This window comes from Arcobacter arenosus, from assembly GCF_005771535.1.
In the GTDB taxonomy this organism is placed as follows: domain Bacteria; phylum Campylobacterota; class Campylobacteria; order Campylobacterales; family Arcobacteraceae; genus Halarcobacter; species Halarcobacter arenosus.
In genome coordinates this window covers 236,490-252,802 of the sequence record NZ_VANU01000003.1, presented here as the reverse complement: position 1 = coordinate 252,802, position 16,313 = coordinate 236,490, and the positions used below count along the sequence as shown (strand labels likewise).

The 16,313-nt window shown below is 28.2% G+C and carries 13 protein-coding genes; 12 read left to right on the top strand and 1 reads right to left on the bottom strand.

Annotated features, from left to right (window positions below; genetic code table 11):
• Window positions 1-67 precede the first annotated feature (67 nt).
• The 3 genes from FDK22_RS08375 (at window position 68) to FDK22_RS08370 (ending at window position 2,563) form a co-directional block, all read left to right on the top strand.
• A complete protein-coding gene (locus FDK22_RS08375) occupies window positions 68-1,987 on the top strand; it encodes a sensor histidine kinase (protein ID WP_138152471.1) in 1,920 nt (639 codons plus the stop codon).
• Window positions 1,988-2,086: 99 nt separating this feature from the next.
• Window positions 2,087-2,299, top strand: a complete 213-nt coding sequence (locus tag FDK22_RS15800; protein WP_212744995.1) for a hypothetical protein — start codon at window positions 2,087-2,089, stop codon at window positions 2,297-2,299.
• A 69-nt stretch (window positions 2,300-2,368) separates the two neighbouring features.
• On the top strand, window positions 2,369-2,563 hold the full coding sequence (locus FDK22_RS08370) for a hypothetical protein (RefSeq protein WP_138152470.1): 195 nt from the start codon (window positions 2,369-2,371) through the stop codon (window positions 2,561-2,563).
• On the opposite strand, the gene FDK22_RS08365 is transcribed toward FDK22_RS08370, so the two are convergent.
• On the bottom strand, window positions 2,560-2,913 hold the full coding sequence (locus FDK22_RS08365) for an arsenate reductase family protein (protein ID WP_138152469.1): 354 nt from the start codon (window positions 2,911-2,913) through the stop codon (window positions 2,560-2,562). The two genes, FDK22_RS08370 and FDK22_RS08365, sit on opposite strands and share 4 nt — an antisense overlap.
• A 352-nt stretch (window positions 2,914-3,265) precedes the next feature.
• Between FDK22_RS08365 and gap the strand changes: the two genes are divergently transcribed.
• The 9 genes from gap (at window position 3,266) to FDK22_RS08320 (ending at window position 16,301) form a co-directional block, all read left to right on the top strand.
• Window positions 3,266-4,261 (top strand): type I glyceraldehyde-3-phosphate dehydrogenase, encoded by a 996-nt coding sequence (gene gap, locus FDK22_RS08360; RefSeq protein ID WP_138152468.1) that lies wholly within the window; start codon window positions 3,266-3,268, stop codon window positions 4,259-4,261.
• 40 nt (window positions 4,262-4,301) lie between these two features.
• The gene (locus FDK22_RS08355; RefSeq protein WP_171012948.1) at window positions 4,302-5,279 is read left to right on the top strand and encodes a 6-phosphofructokinase; all 978 of its coding nucleotides are present in this window, start codon (window positions 4,302-4,304) and stop codon (window positions 5,277-5,279) included.
• A gap of 28 nt (window positions 5,280-5,307) precedes the next feature.
• A complete protein-coding gene (locus FDK22_RS08350) occupies window positions 5,308-7,791 on the top strand; it encodes a sugar phosphate nucleotidyltransferase (RefSeq protein WP_138152466.1) in 2,484 nt (827 codons plus the stop codon).
• Complete coding sequence (locus FDK22_RS08345; protein ID WP_138152465.1) at window positions 7,784-9,871, top strand: glycoside hydrolase family 57 protein; 2,088 nt, start codon at window positions 7,784-7,786, stop codon at window positions 9,869-9,871. The genes FDK22_RS08350 and FDK22_RS08345 overlap by 8 nt, the downstream gene beginning before the upstream one ends.
• 9 nt (window positions 9,872-9,880) lie before the next feature.
• Window positions 9,881-10,879 carry a galactose-1-phosphate uridylyltransferase gene (gene galT / locus FDK22_RS08340; protein WP_138152464.1) on the top strand — a complete coding sequence of 333 codons (999 nt, stop codon included), beginning with the start codon at window positions 9,881-9,883 and terminating at the stop codon, window positions 10,877-10,879.
• The gene (locus tag FDK22_RS08335) at window positions 10,876-12,303 is read left to right on the top strand and encodes a glycogen synthase (protein ID WP_138152463.1); all 1,428 of its coding nucleotides are present in this window, start codon (window positions 10,876-10,878) and stop codon (window positions 12,301-12,303) included. The genes galT and FDK22_RS08335 overlap by 4 nt, the downstream gene beginning before the upstream one ends.
• Window positions 12,304-12,319: 16 nt before the next feature.
• Window positions 12,320-13,960: an alpha-glucan family phosphorylase gene (gene glgP / locus FDK22_RS08330; protein ID WP_138152462.1), complete on the top strand. Its 1,641-nt coding sequence runs from the start codon at window positions 12,320-12,322 to the stop codon at window positions 13,958-13,960.
• A 22-nt stretch (window positions 13,961-13,982) separates the two neighbouring features.
• Window positions 13,983-15,599 (top strand): phosphoglucomutase (alpha-D-glucose-1,6-bisphosphate-dependent), encoded by a 1,617-nt coding sequence (pgm, locus tag FDK22_RS08325; protein ID WP_138152461.1) that lies wholly within the window; start codon window positions 13,983-13,985, stop codon window positions 15,597-15,599.
• A gap of 66 nt (window positions 15,600-15,665) precedes the next feature.
• Entirely contained in the window at window positions 15,666-16,301 is a 636-nt protein-coding gene (locus FDK22_RS08320) for a DUF4912 domain-containing protein (protein WP_138152460.1), read from the top strand.
• Window positions 16,302-16,313: the final 12 nt, after the last annotated feature.

The window sequence follows — 16,313 nt, the reverse complement described above, 5'->3', positions numbered from 1 at the left end:
AAAATCTACAAAAACTTTATTATAATTATTATATACTCCTTATTAGGAATTTTATAAAGAGATAAGTATGAAAATCACAAATGATGAAAAAAATATTTTAAATATAATTAAATTTTCTCCAATAATTCTTGTTATTCTTGTATCTCTTTTTGTATCAAATATATATTTGACAAAAATGGAAGAAGCATTTACTAAAGAAATAAAACTAACGAAACAAAAATATCTTATAGAAAATAAGCAAATTATAAAAAGTAAAATAGATAATATTTATAATCTAATTACATATGAAAAAGATAAATCTGAACAATTACTAAAAGCACAAATAAAAAATAGGGTGTATGAAGCCCATGCAATTGCAACAAATATATATGAAGAAACAAAAGACTATATAAATAAAGAAGAGTTACTTTCAATAATAAAAAAAGTATTAGGAAGTATAAAATATAACAATGGTCGAGGGTATTTTTTTATTGATGATGTAAATGGAATAGGTATTTTACAACCTTTAAATAAAAGTTTAGAAAATAAAAATAAGTTAGAGTTTAAAGATGCAAAGGGATATCAATTTGTTAAAACTATTGTTCAGACAATAAAAGACAAGAGTGAAAGATACGATACTTACTATTGGTTTAAACCTAATAACAATAAAGATACTTACAAAAAAATTAGTTTTTATAAATATTTTGAACCACTAAATGTTGCAATAGGAACCGGTGAATATATTGATGATTTTGAAAATGATTTAAAAATAGAGTTATTGTTAAAAATTAAAAAGATAAAAGCAGAAAATAACTCTTATATATTTATATTTGATGATAAAGGAACGGTTCTTTCTCACTACAAAGATTCTTTAGTTGGAACTAATAGATATAATATAAAAAACAATTTAGGTAAATATGTTATAAAAGATGTAATAAATTTTGCTAAAGAAAATAAGAAAGGTTTTATGAGATATATCACTGAGGTAAATCCTGAAAATCTTGAAAAACAGGATAAAATTTCATATATTAGATTTGTCGATAATTGGAATTGGGTTATTGGTACGGGATTTTTTTTAGAAAAATTTAATAAAGAGATTGAACAAAAAACAAAAAATTTATTAAGCTCAAAAGAGAAATCTATTAGGGAAATAATTTTACTTTCTATTTTTATAACGGCTGTATTTATTCTATTATCTTTTTATATATCTCGTAAAATATCTCAAAAATTTATAATATACAGAAGTAAAATTGAAGATGAAAATAATAAAGCTATAGAAAAGGAAAGGTTGTTGATACAACAATCTAAAATGGCAGCAATGGGAGAGATGATAGGAAATATTGCCCATCAATGGAGACAACCTTTATCAGCAATTTCAGCTACTGCTACAGGATTAAAGATTCAAAAAGAATTGGATTGTTTATCTCCTGATGAGATTGATTCCTCTTTAACTGCTATAAATAATTCAGTACAATATCTTTCTAAAACAATTGATGATTTTAGAGGTTTTCTTAATCCTAATAATAAAGATCGAAAAAATTTTATGATTTCAGATTCTGTAGACAAAGCTTTAAACTTAGTAAGTTCTCAATTTGCTGCAAAAGAGATAGAAGTTATAAAAGATATTGAAGAGTATGAACTATTCTCCATAGAAAATGAACTTGTACAAGTTCTTATAAATATATTCAATAATTCAAAAGATATTTTAATTTCAAAAGAGAATCAAAAAAGATTGATTTTTATTAAAACTTATAAAAAAAATAATAGCTTTTATATAGAAATAAAAGATAATGGTGGTGGGATTAAAGATAGTATTATAGAAAGAATTTTTGAACCCTATTTTACTACAAAACATCAATCTCAGGGTACTGGTATTGGATTGTATATGAGTCAAGAAATTGTAAGAAATCATTTAAATGGGACTTTAATGGTGGAAAATGTTACTTATATATATAAAGATATTGAATACACCGGAGCAAAATTTACTATTGAAATAATAATAGTTTAGTTTAACTCTTAAAACTATTTAATTTAGCGAATTTTCTTGTAATCAAAATGTAAAACATTGAATATATAATATTTTTATATATAACAACAAGAAAAGAGTATGGAAAAAGAATTAGAAAAATTTGAAAAATTAATATTTAAATATAGGAATAAAATAATTAATCAAAAAGGTTTGCCTTTTAATGAATACCTTTATTTACTCCATTCTGAGGTTCCTTATCTTTTTCAAAATAAATCGATATCTCTTTCAAATGAAGAAAAACAAATCTTTCTAAATTTCTTAAAATATTATAAAAAAGCTTTAAGTAGTTAAAATAATCTTTTTTTTTATGTTATTTTGTTATAATTATTTTTATTATAACAAGGTTGTGAAGGTTTATTAATGATTATATTAAATATTGAACTTGGTCGGGAGTTAGAAAAGAAATTCTATGAAAGAGCAAATGAAAAAAAACTATCTTATTTGGAGTATGTCCAAAAGTTGATAATTGAAGATTTAGAAACTTATGAAAATATTTTGGAAGAAAGAAAAAAAAATAAGCAGAGCAGAAAACCTGCTCCTTTTAGTAGAGTTTAATTTAAAAAAGTTGATTTATATTCATCTTCTTTAAAACCAATAGTAAATCTCTCTTCACCATTTAATCCATGTTCTATAATTGGTCGTTTTAAGATGCTATTATCTTTTACAATTATATTTAATGCCTTTTTTTCGGTCGGTTTTTCAGTTTTTAGGTTTAAATCTCTATAAACCTTACTTCTTGGATTTAACATTGAAGTTGCAGAGGTAAAAGTTTGCCATTTTGCTAATTTTTCTTTATTGACTGGTTTTTTATTTAAGTCTATAAAATCATAAGAGATATTATTTTCATCAAAGAAAGCTTTAGCTTTTTTAACACTTTGGCAACTATTAATTCCGTACATTTTCATATTCAATCCTTTTATTCAATTGTAATTTTATATTTTAAATCAAGTTGAGTGCTAAAATATTTAGCAAAACCTAAAAAGCCCTTTGGATAGTATAATCAACTTCCATTATTTAATTATTAAGATTGTAGTATTTTTAAAGGTAAATCTTTTTGTTAATTTGTATCTTTTTTATCCCTTTCCCTCAAATTTATAAAAAACATCATTGAAGCTTATCCATTTATGTTTATATTTTATTTTACTTAATTATAATAATACTACATATTTACATATTGATTACATTCTATACTTTTTTTGGAATTATTTTGTAATCAATATTGTGTATTATAGATTTATATTAACAAAAGGAATACTTATGGCATTAAAAGTAGCAATCAATGGAACAGGTAGAATTGGACTAATCGCAACAAAAATTGTATCTCAAAGAAGTGATATGGAGCTTGTAGCATTAAATACAACTTGTGATATGGATATGTTAGTTTATTTATTAAAGTATGATACAGTTCACATGGGAATCAGCGCAGAAAAAATTGATGATGAAAATATTTTAATTAATGGTGTAAAAGTTAGAGTGTTTTCTGATAGAGATCCAAAAAATGTTGATTTTGGTGGTTGTGGAGCTAAGGTTGTTATTGAGTGTACGGGAGCATTTTTGACAACTGAAAAATGTCAAGCATATTTAAAAAATGGTGTTGAAAAGGTTGTTATGTCTGCACCTGCTAAAGATGATACACCAACATACGTGTTAAATATCAACACTGATGAGTATAAAGGTGAGGCTGTTATTTCAAATGCTTCTTGTACAACAAACTGTTTAGCTCCAATTTGTAAAGTTTTAGATGATACATTTGGAATTGAAAATGGTTTAATGACTACAATTCACTCATATACTAATGACCAAAATATTTTAGATGGTAAACATGCTAAAGATACAAGAAGAGCTAGAGCTGCTGCTATGAATATGATTCCAACTACAACTGGAGCTGCAAAAGCAATTGCACTAGTTATGCCTAATTTAAAAGGTAAACTTAATGGTTATGCAATGAGAGTTCCAACTGCTGACGTTTCAGTAGTAGACTTAACAGTTAACTTATCAAAAGAAGTAACAAAAGAAGATGTAAATAAAGCAATGGAACTTGCAAGTCAATCTAATTTCGAAGGGTTAATTGAGATTGATAATGATAAAAGAGTTTCAAGTGACTTTATTGGAAGCTCGTACTCTTCAACATTTGTTCCAGATATGACATCTGTAATTGAAGGTAAAACTGTAAAAGTTTTAGCATGGTATGATAATGAATGGGGATATACAAGTAGATTAGTTGATATGACACTTTTTGTTGGTCAATACTAATATACATTTTGTAAAATAAATTTAACACTTAGGGTGAATTATGGCAATAGCAATAATGACATCAGGGGGAGACTGTGCAGGAATGAATCCTGCGATTAAACAGTTTGTCGACTATTGTTTTAACAGAAAAGTTCAACCTTACTTAATCTATGATGGATTAAAGGGCTTAATTGACGGTGACATAAGACCTGCGACATATGAAGATGTTGCAGGAATTATGCACGAAGGTGGTACTAAAATTAGGTCATCAAGATCAAAAAGATTTTTTGAATATAAATATAGAGAACAAGCTTACAAAAACTTACAAAAACATAATATTGATAAAATAGTAATTTTAGGAGGAGATGGTTCCTTTAGAGCATTAAACCAATTCCACAAAGATTTTGGAGTGAACTTTGTAGGGATTCCTGCAACCATTGATAATGATATTTTTGGAACAGAATATTGTTTAGGGGTTGATACAGCTTTAAATGTAATTAGACAAGCAACGGATGCAGTAAGAGATACTTCATCTTCTTTTAAAAGAGCCTGTGTAATAGAAACTATGGGAAGAGACTGTGGCTATCTAGCACTTGTATCTGCAATTGCTTGTGGTGCTGAGGTTTGTATAATTCCAGAACTAGATTATGATTTAAATATTATAGGTGAAAGATTAAAAAAAGAGATTGCAAATGGTAGAAAATATGTTGTTTGCGTAGTTGCAGAAGGGTGTCATGATAATAAATGTACTAGCACTCAACAGTTAGTAGATTGGTTACAAAATGATATAGGAATTGAAACAAGAGCAACAATTTTAGGTCATGTACAAAGGGGTGGAAATCCAACTGTATTCGATAGACTTTTAGCTTCACAATTTGCAACTTTTGCTGTAGATAGATTACTTTCTGGTGAAAAGGGAGGAAGTGTAATTGTTTACAACAAAAGTGAATTTGATTTTGTATCAATAGAGTATGTCAATTCGCAAAAGTATAAGATAAAAGAAGAATTATTAGACTTAGCAAGAAGACTAGTTAATTAGGTTTAAAATTTACAAAGGGGAGATAGGGATGAAAGCAATTGTTTTAGCAGGAGGATTTGGTACGAGAATTCAACCATTGACAAATTCGGTACCAAAGCCAATGCTTCCGATATTAAATAGACCGATGATGGAACATATCATCATAAAATTAAGAGATGAATTGGGTATTACAGAGATTGGTGTTTTACTTTATTTTAAACCAGATATCATTAAAGAACATTTTAAAGATGGAAAAGATTTAGGAGTAAATATTCAATATTTTTTACCTGATGATGATTATGGGACTGCTGGAGCAGTTGCTTTTGCTAGAGAATTTTTAGATGAAACCTTTATTATTGTTAGTGGAGATTTAGTAACTGATTTTGATTTTAAAAAGATAAAAAAATTCCATGAGAAAAAACAGTCACAATTAACTATTACTTTAACACCTGTAGAAAACCCACTTCAATTTGGAGTTGTAATTGCAAATGAAGAGGATAGGATTGAAAAATTCTTAGAAAAGCCAAGTTGGGGAGAGGTATTTAGTGATACTATTAACACTGGAATTTACATAATAGAACCACAAGTGTTAGATTTAATTCCATTTAAACAAAACTACGATTTTGCAAAAGATTTATTCCCAAAAATGATGAAAGAAGATATTCCTTTATGGGGTTGTCCACAAAAGGGGTATTGGAGAGATGTTGGAAATCCAGAAAGTTATAGAGATGTTTACAAAGATATTATGCTTGGAGATATCAAACTTCCATTTAAAGGGGAGGCAAGCTCTTTAGATAAAGGGACAATTTATTGTGAAGAGGGAATAACTTTAAACAAAAAAATTAGAGTTGAGGGAACTGTAGTTTTAGGTAAAAATGTATCTATTGATGAAGGGGTTACCCTTAAAAACTGTGTAATTGGAGATAATACAAAAGTTTCTAAACACTCAGAAGTAATTGATACAGTTTTATGGCATGATGTAAAACTAGGGGTAAAAGTAAAACTAAATAATTCTGTAATTTGTAATGGAAATATTATAAAAGATGAATCAAAAGCATCCCATGGTGTTATTATGGCAGAAAATTGCCTAGTTAATAAAAAAGTATCTTTTGAAAAAGATATTATTATGTGGCCTGATAAAGTAGTAGAAGCTTCTTCTGTAATAAGTTCAAATATCATTTGGGGAAATAAATACAAATCATCTATTTTTGAAGATGGTTCTGTAGTTGGTAGAACAAATATCGAATTATCTTGTCAAATGACAACAAAATTAGCAGAAGCTTTTGGTTCAATTCTTCCAAAGGGATGTAATATTTATATCTCAAGGGATTACCACCCCTCAACATTTATGTTAAAAAGAGCTTTTGTTGGTGGTATATTATCAACTGGAGTTAATATTGTAGACCCAAGAAATGTTCCATCAAATGTAATGAGACATGCTTTAAGTAGTAAAGAAGATATGGCAGCGGGTGTTCACTTCAGACAATCTGTTTTTGATCCAACTGAAACAGAAATAATCTTTTATACAAGTGAAGGTCTTCCTGTTGATAGCAAGGTTGCTCAATCTATTGAAAGAGTATTTTTTAGAGAAAACTTTAGAAGGGTTCCATATACAGATATTGGTACTGTTGTTGATGATTTTACTTTAAGTGATGAATATATTGAAGCGATTCAAAACTCTTTTGATAAATCATTATTCCAAGCTTCTGAAATCAAAGTAGCTGCTGATATTATGAATGGATCAACTTCAGATATTTATCCTAGAATTATAAATGAACTTGGTATTGAAAATATCATTTTAAATGCACACAAAAGTGAAAAAATTAAATCAGCTGATATTGAAAAAACACAAACTACTATGCAAAATATAGTTAGAGCTATGAATTTAGATTGTGGGTTTTTAATTTATCCAAATGGGCACAAGCTTCAAGTTGTAGATGGAACTGGAAGATTAATCTATGATTATAAGCTTTTAATTGCAGTATTACAATTATTAGATATGACGACAGATAGAAAACTAAAAGTTTTATTACCAGCATGGGCTCCTGATTTTGTTAGTTATGAAAATATTGAAATCACAATGGATAAACTTGAAAATCTTAAAGCAAAAGAGTTAAAAGAATATGACCTAATTGCAGATAGTGATGGTCATTTTGCCTTTAGTGAATTTGGTTTAAATAGAGATTCAATTTATGCAAGTTTTAAAATCCTTGAATTACTTCAAAAATCAGGTAAAGAACTTTCAAAAATTGTAAGAGATATTAAAGATTTTGTTTACAAAGGGGAAAATATTCCTTGTCCTGATACCTTAAAAGGTAAAATGATGAGAAAATTTCTTGAAGATGGAAAAGGTAAGCAAACATCAAATGTTGATGGTGTAAAAATTTGGATGAATGATGATGAATGGATTTTAATGGTTCCAGATCAACATAATGAATATTTAAATCTATATGTACAAGCAGAAGATGAAAAAAGTGCTGGAAAAATATTCTATTCATATCAAGACAAAATAGAAAAGTGGATTAGTGAATAAAAAATTATATTTGTCATTTTTATGGCATATGCATCAACCTTATTATAAAGATGATTTAACAAACAAGACTTTAATGCCTTGGGTGTTTTTACATGCTACAAAAGATTATTATGATATCCCTTGGTATTTGGAAAAATTTCCAAATATCAAGGCTACTTTTAATTTAGTTCCATCATTGATGGCTCAAATAGAAGAGTATATTAATGGTACAGCCAATGATAAATTTATGGAGATTTTAAAAAAAGAAGTAAGTTTATTAAATGCAGAAGAGAGGTTGTTTTTAGAAGAATATCTATTCTTACCAAATGAACAAAATATGATAAAACCCCTTTCTAGATATAATGAATTTTTGGTTAAATTTAAAGCTGAAGGGAATTCTATTAATTCTTTTAGCAATGAAGAATTAGTAGAGTTAGAAGTTTTATTTTTATTAACATGGTGTGGTAATTTTATAAGAGAAAACAATAATATTGTTAAAAATTTATTAAATCAAAAAAGAGGCTTTAATCAAGAACAAAAACTACAATTAGTAGCAACAATGTTTGATTTTTTAAAAGAGGTAATTCCTTATTATAAAAAACTTTGTGATAGTGGACAAATTGCAATCTCAACAACTCCTTTTTACCATCCTATTTTACCATTGTTATTAGATAGACAAAGTGCCGTTGAAGCAAAACCCCATGTTGTATTACCCCATTCCCAAGAAGCAAATTTTAAGGACTTTGCTTCTATGCAAGTAAAAAATGCAGTTGAGTATTACAAAAAACAATTTGATACAAATGTAAATGGTTTTTGGCCAAGCGAGGGAAGTGTTAGTGTAAAGACAATTTCATTACTTGCTGAAAACGGTGTAAAATGGGCTTGTTCTGATGAAGAGATAATTTTTAAAACACTTCATAATGGAAATAAAGAATTAATTTATAAACCATACTCTTTAATTACAAAAAATGGAAAAGTAAATCTATTTTTTAGGGATAAATATTTAAGTGATTTAATAGGTTTTGAATATAGTAAAAAAGGAGCACGTGAAGCTGCCCATGACTTTATATCTCATCTAAAAAGTATCTATTTTAATTCTTCCGAATCGGTTATTGTTCCTGTAATACTTGATGGTGAAAATGCATGGGAATTTTATCCAAACAATGCAAAAGAGTTTTTTGAAGAGTTATATAAACAATTAGATTCTCAAGCTTGGTTAGAGACAATTTTATTTGACGATGTTCCTAATATAGAAGATTTAGAAGAGGTTGAAATAGAAACCCTTGCAAGTGGAAGTTGGATAAATGGAAACTTTGATATTTGGATTGGTAGTAATGAAAAAAATAGAGCTTGGGAATTACTTGATATGACCAAGGCTACTTTTGATAATGAAAAAGAAAATTTAAGTGATGATGTATTAAAAAAAGTTGAAAAAGAGTTCTTAATTGCCCTTGGAAGTGATTGGTTTTGGTGGTATGGAGATGACCATTATACAGAATTAAATCATCAGTTTGATGAACAATTTAGGGCTCATTTAAAAAATATTTATGAACTAATGGAAAAAAATGTACCAACAGAAATTTTTACTCCAATTGTAAAAAAAGATAATAAAAAAAGAGTTCATATTCCTCCTAGAGATTTTATCTATCCAGTTGTAGATGGTAACAACAGTAACTTTTTTGAATGGTTAAATAGTGGAGAGATAGATATTAAAAAAGAGTTTTCAACTATGGATTCTTCTGCTTCTATTGTGGACTATTTATATTATGGGAAAGATAAAGATTGTAACTTATACCTTTATTTAAAAGGTGAAAAAATTAAGTATTTAAAAGATGAAGAATTGCAATTAAAAATTAATATCGATGATAAGATTTTTATATTTGATTTAAAAGAGAAAATTGAAAGTCTAGTTCAAAATGGTACATATTTTGATTTAGCTTTAGATGAGGGAATTGAGTTAAAAGTTTATGATCAAAAGAAAGAAAAAGTGAATTTTATGTTTGAGATTTTCCAAGATAATAGAAAAATTCAAAGGTATCCACTTTATGATGAGACAGTTTTAGATTTTGAGAATTTATTCTTAAAAAACTGGTATATATAGGGAGATTGTGTGTCAGATTTTAGATATTGTAAATTAACAAGAGAATGGACACTCTTTGCTCCTGAGCGACTAAAAAGACCAAGTGACTTACATAATAAAAAAGATGTTTATCTTGGTGAAATTATTCACGAAAAATGTCCCTTTGATATGGGAAAAGAAGAATTTACTCCAAACGAAATTACAAGAATTTCCCAAGATGGGAAATGGCAGTGTAGGGTAGTTCCAAATCTATATAATGCTCTTTCAATTGATGTACAGTCAAAATCTTCAAGAGAGAGTTTTTTTGAGACATATTCTGGATTTGGAGCCCATGAAGTAGTTATTGAAACGCCAAACCATGAAAAACAGATTTGGGATTTTGATTATAATGATTTTCTAAATTATTTTACAATTATAAAAGAAAGGGCAGTTAATCTTCAAAAGGATGATAGGTTTGCTTATCTTTCGGTATTTAAAAATTATGGAAAAGATGCAGGTGCTTCTATGTCCCATTCACACTCTCAAATTATGGCTTTACCTTTTCTTCCAAAAAAGATTAAAGAAGAGATTGTTTATAAAAAAGAGTATTTTAATGAGCATAAAAGAGCTTTAATGGATGATATTGTTTATGAAGAATTAAACTATCAAAAAAACATAATTTCTCAAAATAGTGAATTTGTACTTTTTTGTCCATATGCATCTAAATTTGCTTTTGAAGCAAAGATTGTTTCTAAGAAAAAACTATCTTCTATAACTGAGTTTAGTAAAACTGATTTAAGTGCTTTATGTGATATTACAAAAGAATTTTTTTCAAAATTTCATAAATCATTAGGGGAAATGAGTTTTAATATGATTATTAAAAATGCTCCATATGAAGAGTATAACGATAAAACAAAAGAGTATTTTAGATTTTATATAGAGATAAAACCTAGAATCTACAAACAAGCAGGATTTGAATTGGATAGTAATATGTATATAAATGTAATGCTTCCAGAAGATGCAGCTAAAATTTATAAGGAGAGCAAATGAGTATTCTTTTTGCAGCAAGTGAGATATTCCCATATGCCAAAACGGGAGGTTTAGCTGATGTTGGTCATGCTTTACCAGAGGCTTTACGGAACGAAGGGGAAAGAGTTTACTCTATTATGCCTTTATATAATCAAATAGATAGGGACAAATTTAATATTGTTTATGCTGGTTTGACATTTGATTATTGGTTAGCTGGAGTTAGACATCAATTTGATGTTTTCCATAAAAAAGATTCACAAGATGAGTTGTTTATTTATAATCCAATTTTATGTGATAGATTAGGTTTATATTATGATGATTTTGGGGATTTTGGAGACAATGCACTAAGGTTTGGTCTTTTTTCTTATTCTATTTTAGAAGTTATGATTAGAATGAAATTAGATATTCATGCAATTCATGTAAATGATTGGCAAACGGCACTTGTTCCAATGCTTATAAAAACTAGATATAAACTAGATATTAAAACTGTTTTAACAATTCATAATCTAGCTTACCAAGGTGTTTTTGGGAAAGATGTTATGGATCAACTTGAACTTGATTGGGATACTTGCTTTAAATTTAATGGTTTAGAGTATTATGATGCAGTTAACTTTTTAAAAGCTGGTATCTATTTTAGTGACAAGGTTACAACAGTTAGTAGTACTTATGCACAAGAGATTCAAACAGCAAGTTTTGGAAATGGTTTAGATGAAACATTAAGAATCAATAGTTATAAACTAAAAGGGATTGTAAATGGAATTAGCACAGAAGTGTTTAATCCTAAAAAAGATGAATATATTGAAAAGAACTTCTCTTTTAAAAGCTATAAAGGAAAGAAAAAAAATAAAGAGCTTTTATGTGAGGAACTTGGATTAGTTGGAGATAATAAACCTTTATTTATATTTATTGGAAGATTTACTTCTCAAAAAGGTGTTGATTTAATTTTAGATGCGATGGAACTTTTCGCAAGTTATGAAGCAAATTTTGTAATTTTAGGAAGTGGTGAAGATTCATATAATAATGCCTTTAGAAGTTTAATTGATAGATATAAAAATATAAAAATTAGAATTGGTTATGATGAAGGTTTTGGAAGAAAATTATACGCAAGTGCAGATTATTTATTAATGCCTTCTATTTTTGAGCCATGTGGTCTTAATCAAATGATTTGTATGCAATATGGGGTTTTACCAATTGTTGCAAAAACAGGAGGATTAAAAGATACTGTTATAGATTTTACTGATATTAATAATTTAGAAGAATTAAGTCTAGGTGTTGGAGTAACCTTTGATGAACATAATCTGTTTTGGTTTAATCATGCAATTGCAAAGGCATTATCTTTATATGCAAATAAAGATAAATTTGAAGATATTTCTAAACATAATATGCAAATTGATAATTCATGGAAAAACTCTGCCCATGAGTATATAAATCTATATAAAAAATAAAAAGGAAAAATTTAATATGAGCTATTTACATAGTTATGAAATTGATAAAAAATATTCAAAATCTGTTGCTTATTTCTCAATGGAGTTTGCAATTCACCAAGCTTTAAAAATATACTCAGGGGGACTTGGTTTTTTAGCTGGTTCACATATGAGAAGTGCCTATGATTTAAAACAAAATGTTGTTGGAATAGGTATGCTTTGGAGTTATGGTTATTATGACCAAGGTAGAGATGAAGATAGATATTTAAAAGTTGAATTTAGAAGAAAAAGATATTATTTTTTAGAAGATTTAAATGTATCAGTAACTGTTGATATAAATGGAAAACCAGTTATTGTTAAAGCTTATTTAGTTCCTAGTGAACTTTTTAATTCTGCGCCATTAATTTTACTTTCAACAGATGTTGAGGGGAATGATTATTTAGCAAGAACAATTACCCATAAATTATATGACCAAAATAATGAAACTAGAGTAGCTCAAGAGATAGTTTTAGGTATTGGGGGAGCAAAAATCTTAGAAGCTTTAAAATATGAACCAGATATTTATCATATGAATGAAGGACATTCTTTACCAATGGCATTTGAATTATTAAATAGATTTAAAGATGCAAGGGAAGTTAAAAAAAGACTTGTTTTTACAACCCATACTCCAGAAACTGCAGGGAATGAAGAACATAATATTTATATGCTTGATAGAATGGGATTTTTTGCAGGTTCACAATTACATGAAGTTAGAGATGTAACAGGGATTCAAGGAGATAGTTTCTCTTTAACTGTTGGAGCTTTAAAATTGGCAAAAATTGCAAATGGAGTTTCTAAAATCCATGGTGAAGTTGCAAATGAGATGTGGAAAGATGTTGAGGGTAGATGTGAAATTATTGCAATTACAAATGCTCAAAATAGAAGATATTGGAGTGATAAAACTCTGATGAAAGCTTTAGATGAACATGAGGATTTTGAACTTGATGCAAGAAAAAAACATTTAAAGAAAATGCTTTTTGTAGAAGTTGCAAACCAAACAGGAAAAATGTTTGACCCAGATGTTTTAACTATTGTTTGGGCAAGAAGATTTGCAGAATATAAAAGACCAGGTCTTTTAAAATATGATTTACAAAGATTTGAAAACCTAATTAAAAATCAAAAACATCCAGTTCAAATTATTTGGGCAGGGAAACCTTATCCCTTTGATAACTTAGCAATTAATATTTTTAATGATTTAAATTATATGGCAAGAGCTTATAAAAATGTAGCTATTTTAGTTGGATATGAATTAGACCTTTCTATGAAGTTAAAAAAAGGTTGTGATGTTTGGCTAAATAATCCAAGAGTTACTAGAGAAGCTAGTGGTACAAGTGGGATGAGTGCAGCGATGAATGGTACAGTTAATTTATCTATTGCTGATGGTTGGCATCCAGAATTTTGTAAAGAAGGAGTTAATTCTTTTACAATTACAACAGAAGGAAGAGGTCTTCCAATTGAGGAACAAGATAGATTAGATAATAAGTATTTAATGGATATCTTAGAAGATAAAATTTTGCCTATGTATTATGAAGATAAAAAACAATGGATTGAAATAATGAAAAATTCAATGAATGATGTTATACCAGCATTTGAATCTGGACGAATGGCAAATGAATATTACGAAAAGATGTATAGATAAAAATTAATTATAGGGAGAAGAAATGGGAGTACATGAATTTGCAGGGAAAAAGGCACCAAAATCAATTTTAGAAAATATTCCACAACTAATAAGTGATTATTATACAAAAGTTCCAGATGTAGAAAATGAAGCTCATATGGTAGCTTTTGGAACTTCAGGTCACAGAGGTTGTGCTTCTAAAAATAGTTTTAATGAAGAGCATATTATGGCAATGGCTCAAGCTGTTGCTGAGTTTCATAAGCAAAAAGGTCATTCTCAACTTTTTGTGGGGATGGATACACATGCTTTATCAACTCCAGCTCATAGAACTACACTTGAGGTTTTAGCTGCAAATGGTGTTAAAACTTATTATGCAAAAGATTTTGGGTATACACCAACACCTGTAATCTCTCATGCAATCCTAAGTCATGAAAATTCAGATGGGATAGTAATAACTCCTTCTCATAATCCTCCAAGTGATGGTGGGTTTAAATATAACTTTAGTGATGGAGGACCAGCTGATGAATCAATCACAAAAGTTATTGAAGTAAGGGCTAATGAGATTTTAAAAAACGATTTACAAGATGTAAAGTTAATGGATTTAGAAAGTGCCCTAGAATCAGGTTTTTTATTTGAATATGATTTTGTAAGTCCATATGTTGATGATTTAGTAAATGTAATTGATATGGATGTTATTAAAGATGCCAATTTAAAAATTGGTGCCGATGCCATGGGTGGATCTGGTATGGCATATTACACAGCTATAAAAGAAAAATATAATTTAAATATTGAAGTGTTTAATGATACTCCTGATTTCACATTTTCATTTATGTGTTGTGACAAAGATGGAAAGATTAGAATGGATTGTTCTTCACCATATGCAATGGCAGGATTAATTGATTTAAAAGAGGATTTTGATATTGCCTTTGGAAATGATACAGATTTTGATAGACATGGTATTGTTACAAAAAGTAAAGGTTTATTAAATCCAAACCATTATTTATCTGTTGCAATTGATTATCTATCAAAAAATAGAGAGTTTGATGGTTTAGGTGTAGGAAAAACACTTGTAAGTTCATCTATGATTGATAGAGTTGTAAAAGATAATGGTAAAAAAGTATTTGAAACGCCAGTTGGATTTAAATGGTTTGTAAAACCATTAAATACAAAAGAGGTATTCTTTGGTGGAGAAGAGAGTGCAGGGGCTTCATTTTTAAGAAAAAATGGACAACCTTGGAGTACAGATAAAGATGGGATAATTTTAAATCTTCTAGCAGTTGAAATTTTAGCAAAAACAAAAAAAGACCCTGGACTTTATTATGATGATTTAATTGAAAAATTTGGTGAGCCAGTATATGGAAGATTAGATGCCATTGCTAATAATGAACAGAAAAAAGCACTTAAAAATTTAAAACCTGAGGATATAAAAGCTGATACCTTAGCCGGTGAAAAAATAGAATCAATTTTAACAAAAGCAGATAATGGTGCAGCAATTGGTGGATTAAAAGTAAGTACACAAAATGGTTGGTTTGCTATTAGACCAAGTGGTACGGAAGATATTTATAAAATATATGGGGAAAGTTTTAAAGGAAGTGAACATTTAAAACAAATACAGATTGAAGCACAAGAGATAGTAAATAATATATTCGATAATATTTAAACAGTGTTATTACAAATTTGTAACATTTTTATAATATAATATTTTCAAAAATCAATAGGGAAAACTATGAATCCAAAAGCAGATGATTTAGTAAAAGAGAGTATGAAGCTAGAAAATGATTTTTCTAGTTCATCGCACGTAATTGATACCCTTGTAAAAGAGGGAGAACCAGTTGTCCAAGAGTATAAAATCCCAGATAGGTACAATAAAGATACCCTAAGAATTTTGATGGTAAATACTGAAAAATATTTTGTGTATTGGGAAGTTAGTGATCAAACACTAGCAAAAAATAACATTGATTTAGGAAAAGATAAACTTTATTTTAAAGTTTTTAATACAGATAATCAAGAACTTTATAGTTTTGAATCTTCTTTTGCATTAGGTAAATACTATGTAAAAAGACCTTTTGAGAATATGAATGTTTATGTAAAGGTTGGTTTAACAAAAGAGGATGATTTTATTGAATTAATCACTTCAAATACAGTACATACATTTTCTTCACAAGTTAATTTACCAAGTAGTGAAGATGAGGTTTGGATTAGAAAAAAAATGGGATGGACTGAAGTTATTAGAAGTACAATTGAGCATTCAGAGCAAGGAGTGTCTTCAGCAAAATATATTGAAGAGATGGAAAAGATTAAACATTTTATAGAAGAAGTTGAAGAGAAACAAAAATTTAGTTCTTCTTCAGTTGTAAAATAGAGTTTGACAAAA

Excerpts from the sequence above, each read along its gene's own strand:
- FDK22_RS08365 (WP_138152469.1), bottom strand. The coding sequence starts at position 2,913 with ATGAAAATGTACGGAATTAATAGTTGCCAAAGTGTTAAAAAAGCTAAA.
- FDK22_RS08320 (WP_138152460.1), top strand. The coding sequence starts at position 15,666 with ATGAATCCAAAAGCAGATGATTTAGTAAAAGAGAGTATGAAGCTAGAA.
- FDK22_RS08355 (WP_171012948.1), top strand. The coding sequence starts at position 4,302 with ATGGCAATAGCAATAATGACATCAGGGGGAGACTGTGCAGGAATGAAT.
- glgP (WP_138152462.1), top strand. The coding sequence starts at position 12,320 with ATGAGCTATTTACATAGTTATGAAATTGATAAAAAATATTCAAAATCT.
- FDK22_RS15800 (WP_212744995.1), top strand. The coding sequence starts at position 2,087 with ATGGAAAAAGAATTAGAAAAATTTGAAAAATTAATATTTAAATATAGG.
- FDK22_RS08370 (WP_138152470.1), top strand. The coding sequence starts at position 2,369 with ATGATTATATTAAATATTGAACTTGGTCGGGAGTTAGAAAAGAAATTC.
- FDK22_RS08335 (WP_138152463.1), top strand. The coding sequence starts at position 10,876 with ATGAGTATTCTTTTTGCAGCAAGTGAGATATTCCCATATGCCAAAACG.
- pgm (WP_138152461.1), top strand. The coding sequence starts at position 13,983 with ATGGGAGTACATGAATTTGCAGGGAAAAAGGCACCAAAATCAATTTTA.
- FDK22_RS08350 (WP_138152466.1), top strand. The coding sequence starts at position 5,308 with ATGAAAGCAATTGTTTTAGCAGGAGGATTTGGTACGAGAATTCAACCA.
- gap (WP_138152468.1), top strand. The coding sequence starts at position 3,266 with ATGGCATTAAAAGTAGCAATCAATGGAACAGGTAGAATTGGACTAATC.
- FDK22_RS08375 (WP_138152471.1), top strand. The coding sequence starts at position 68 with ATGAAAATCACAAATGATGAAAAAAATATTTTAAATATAATTAAATTT.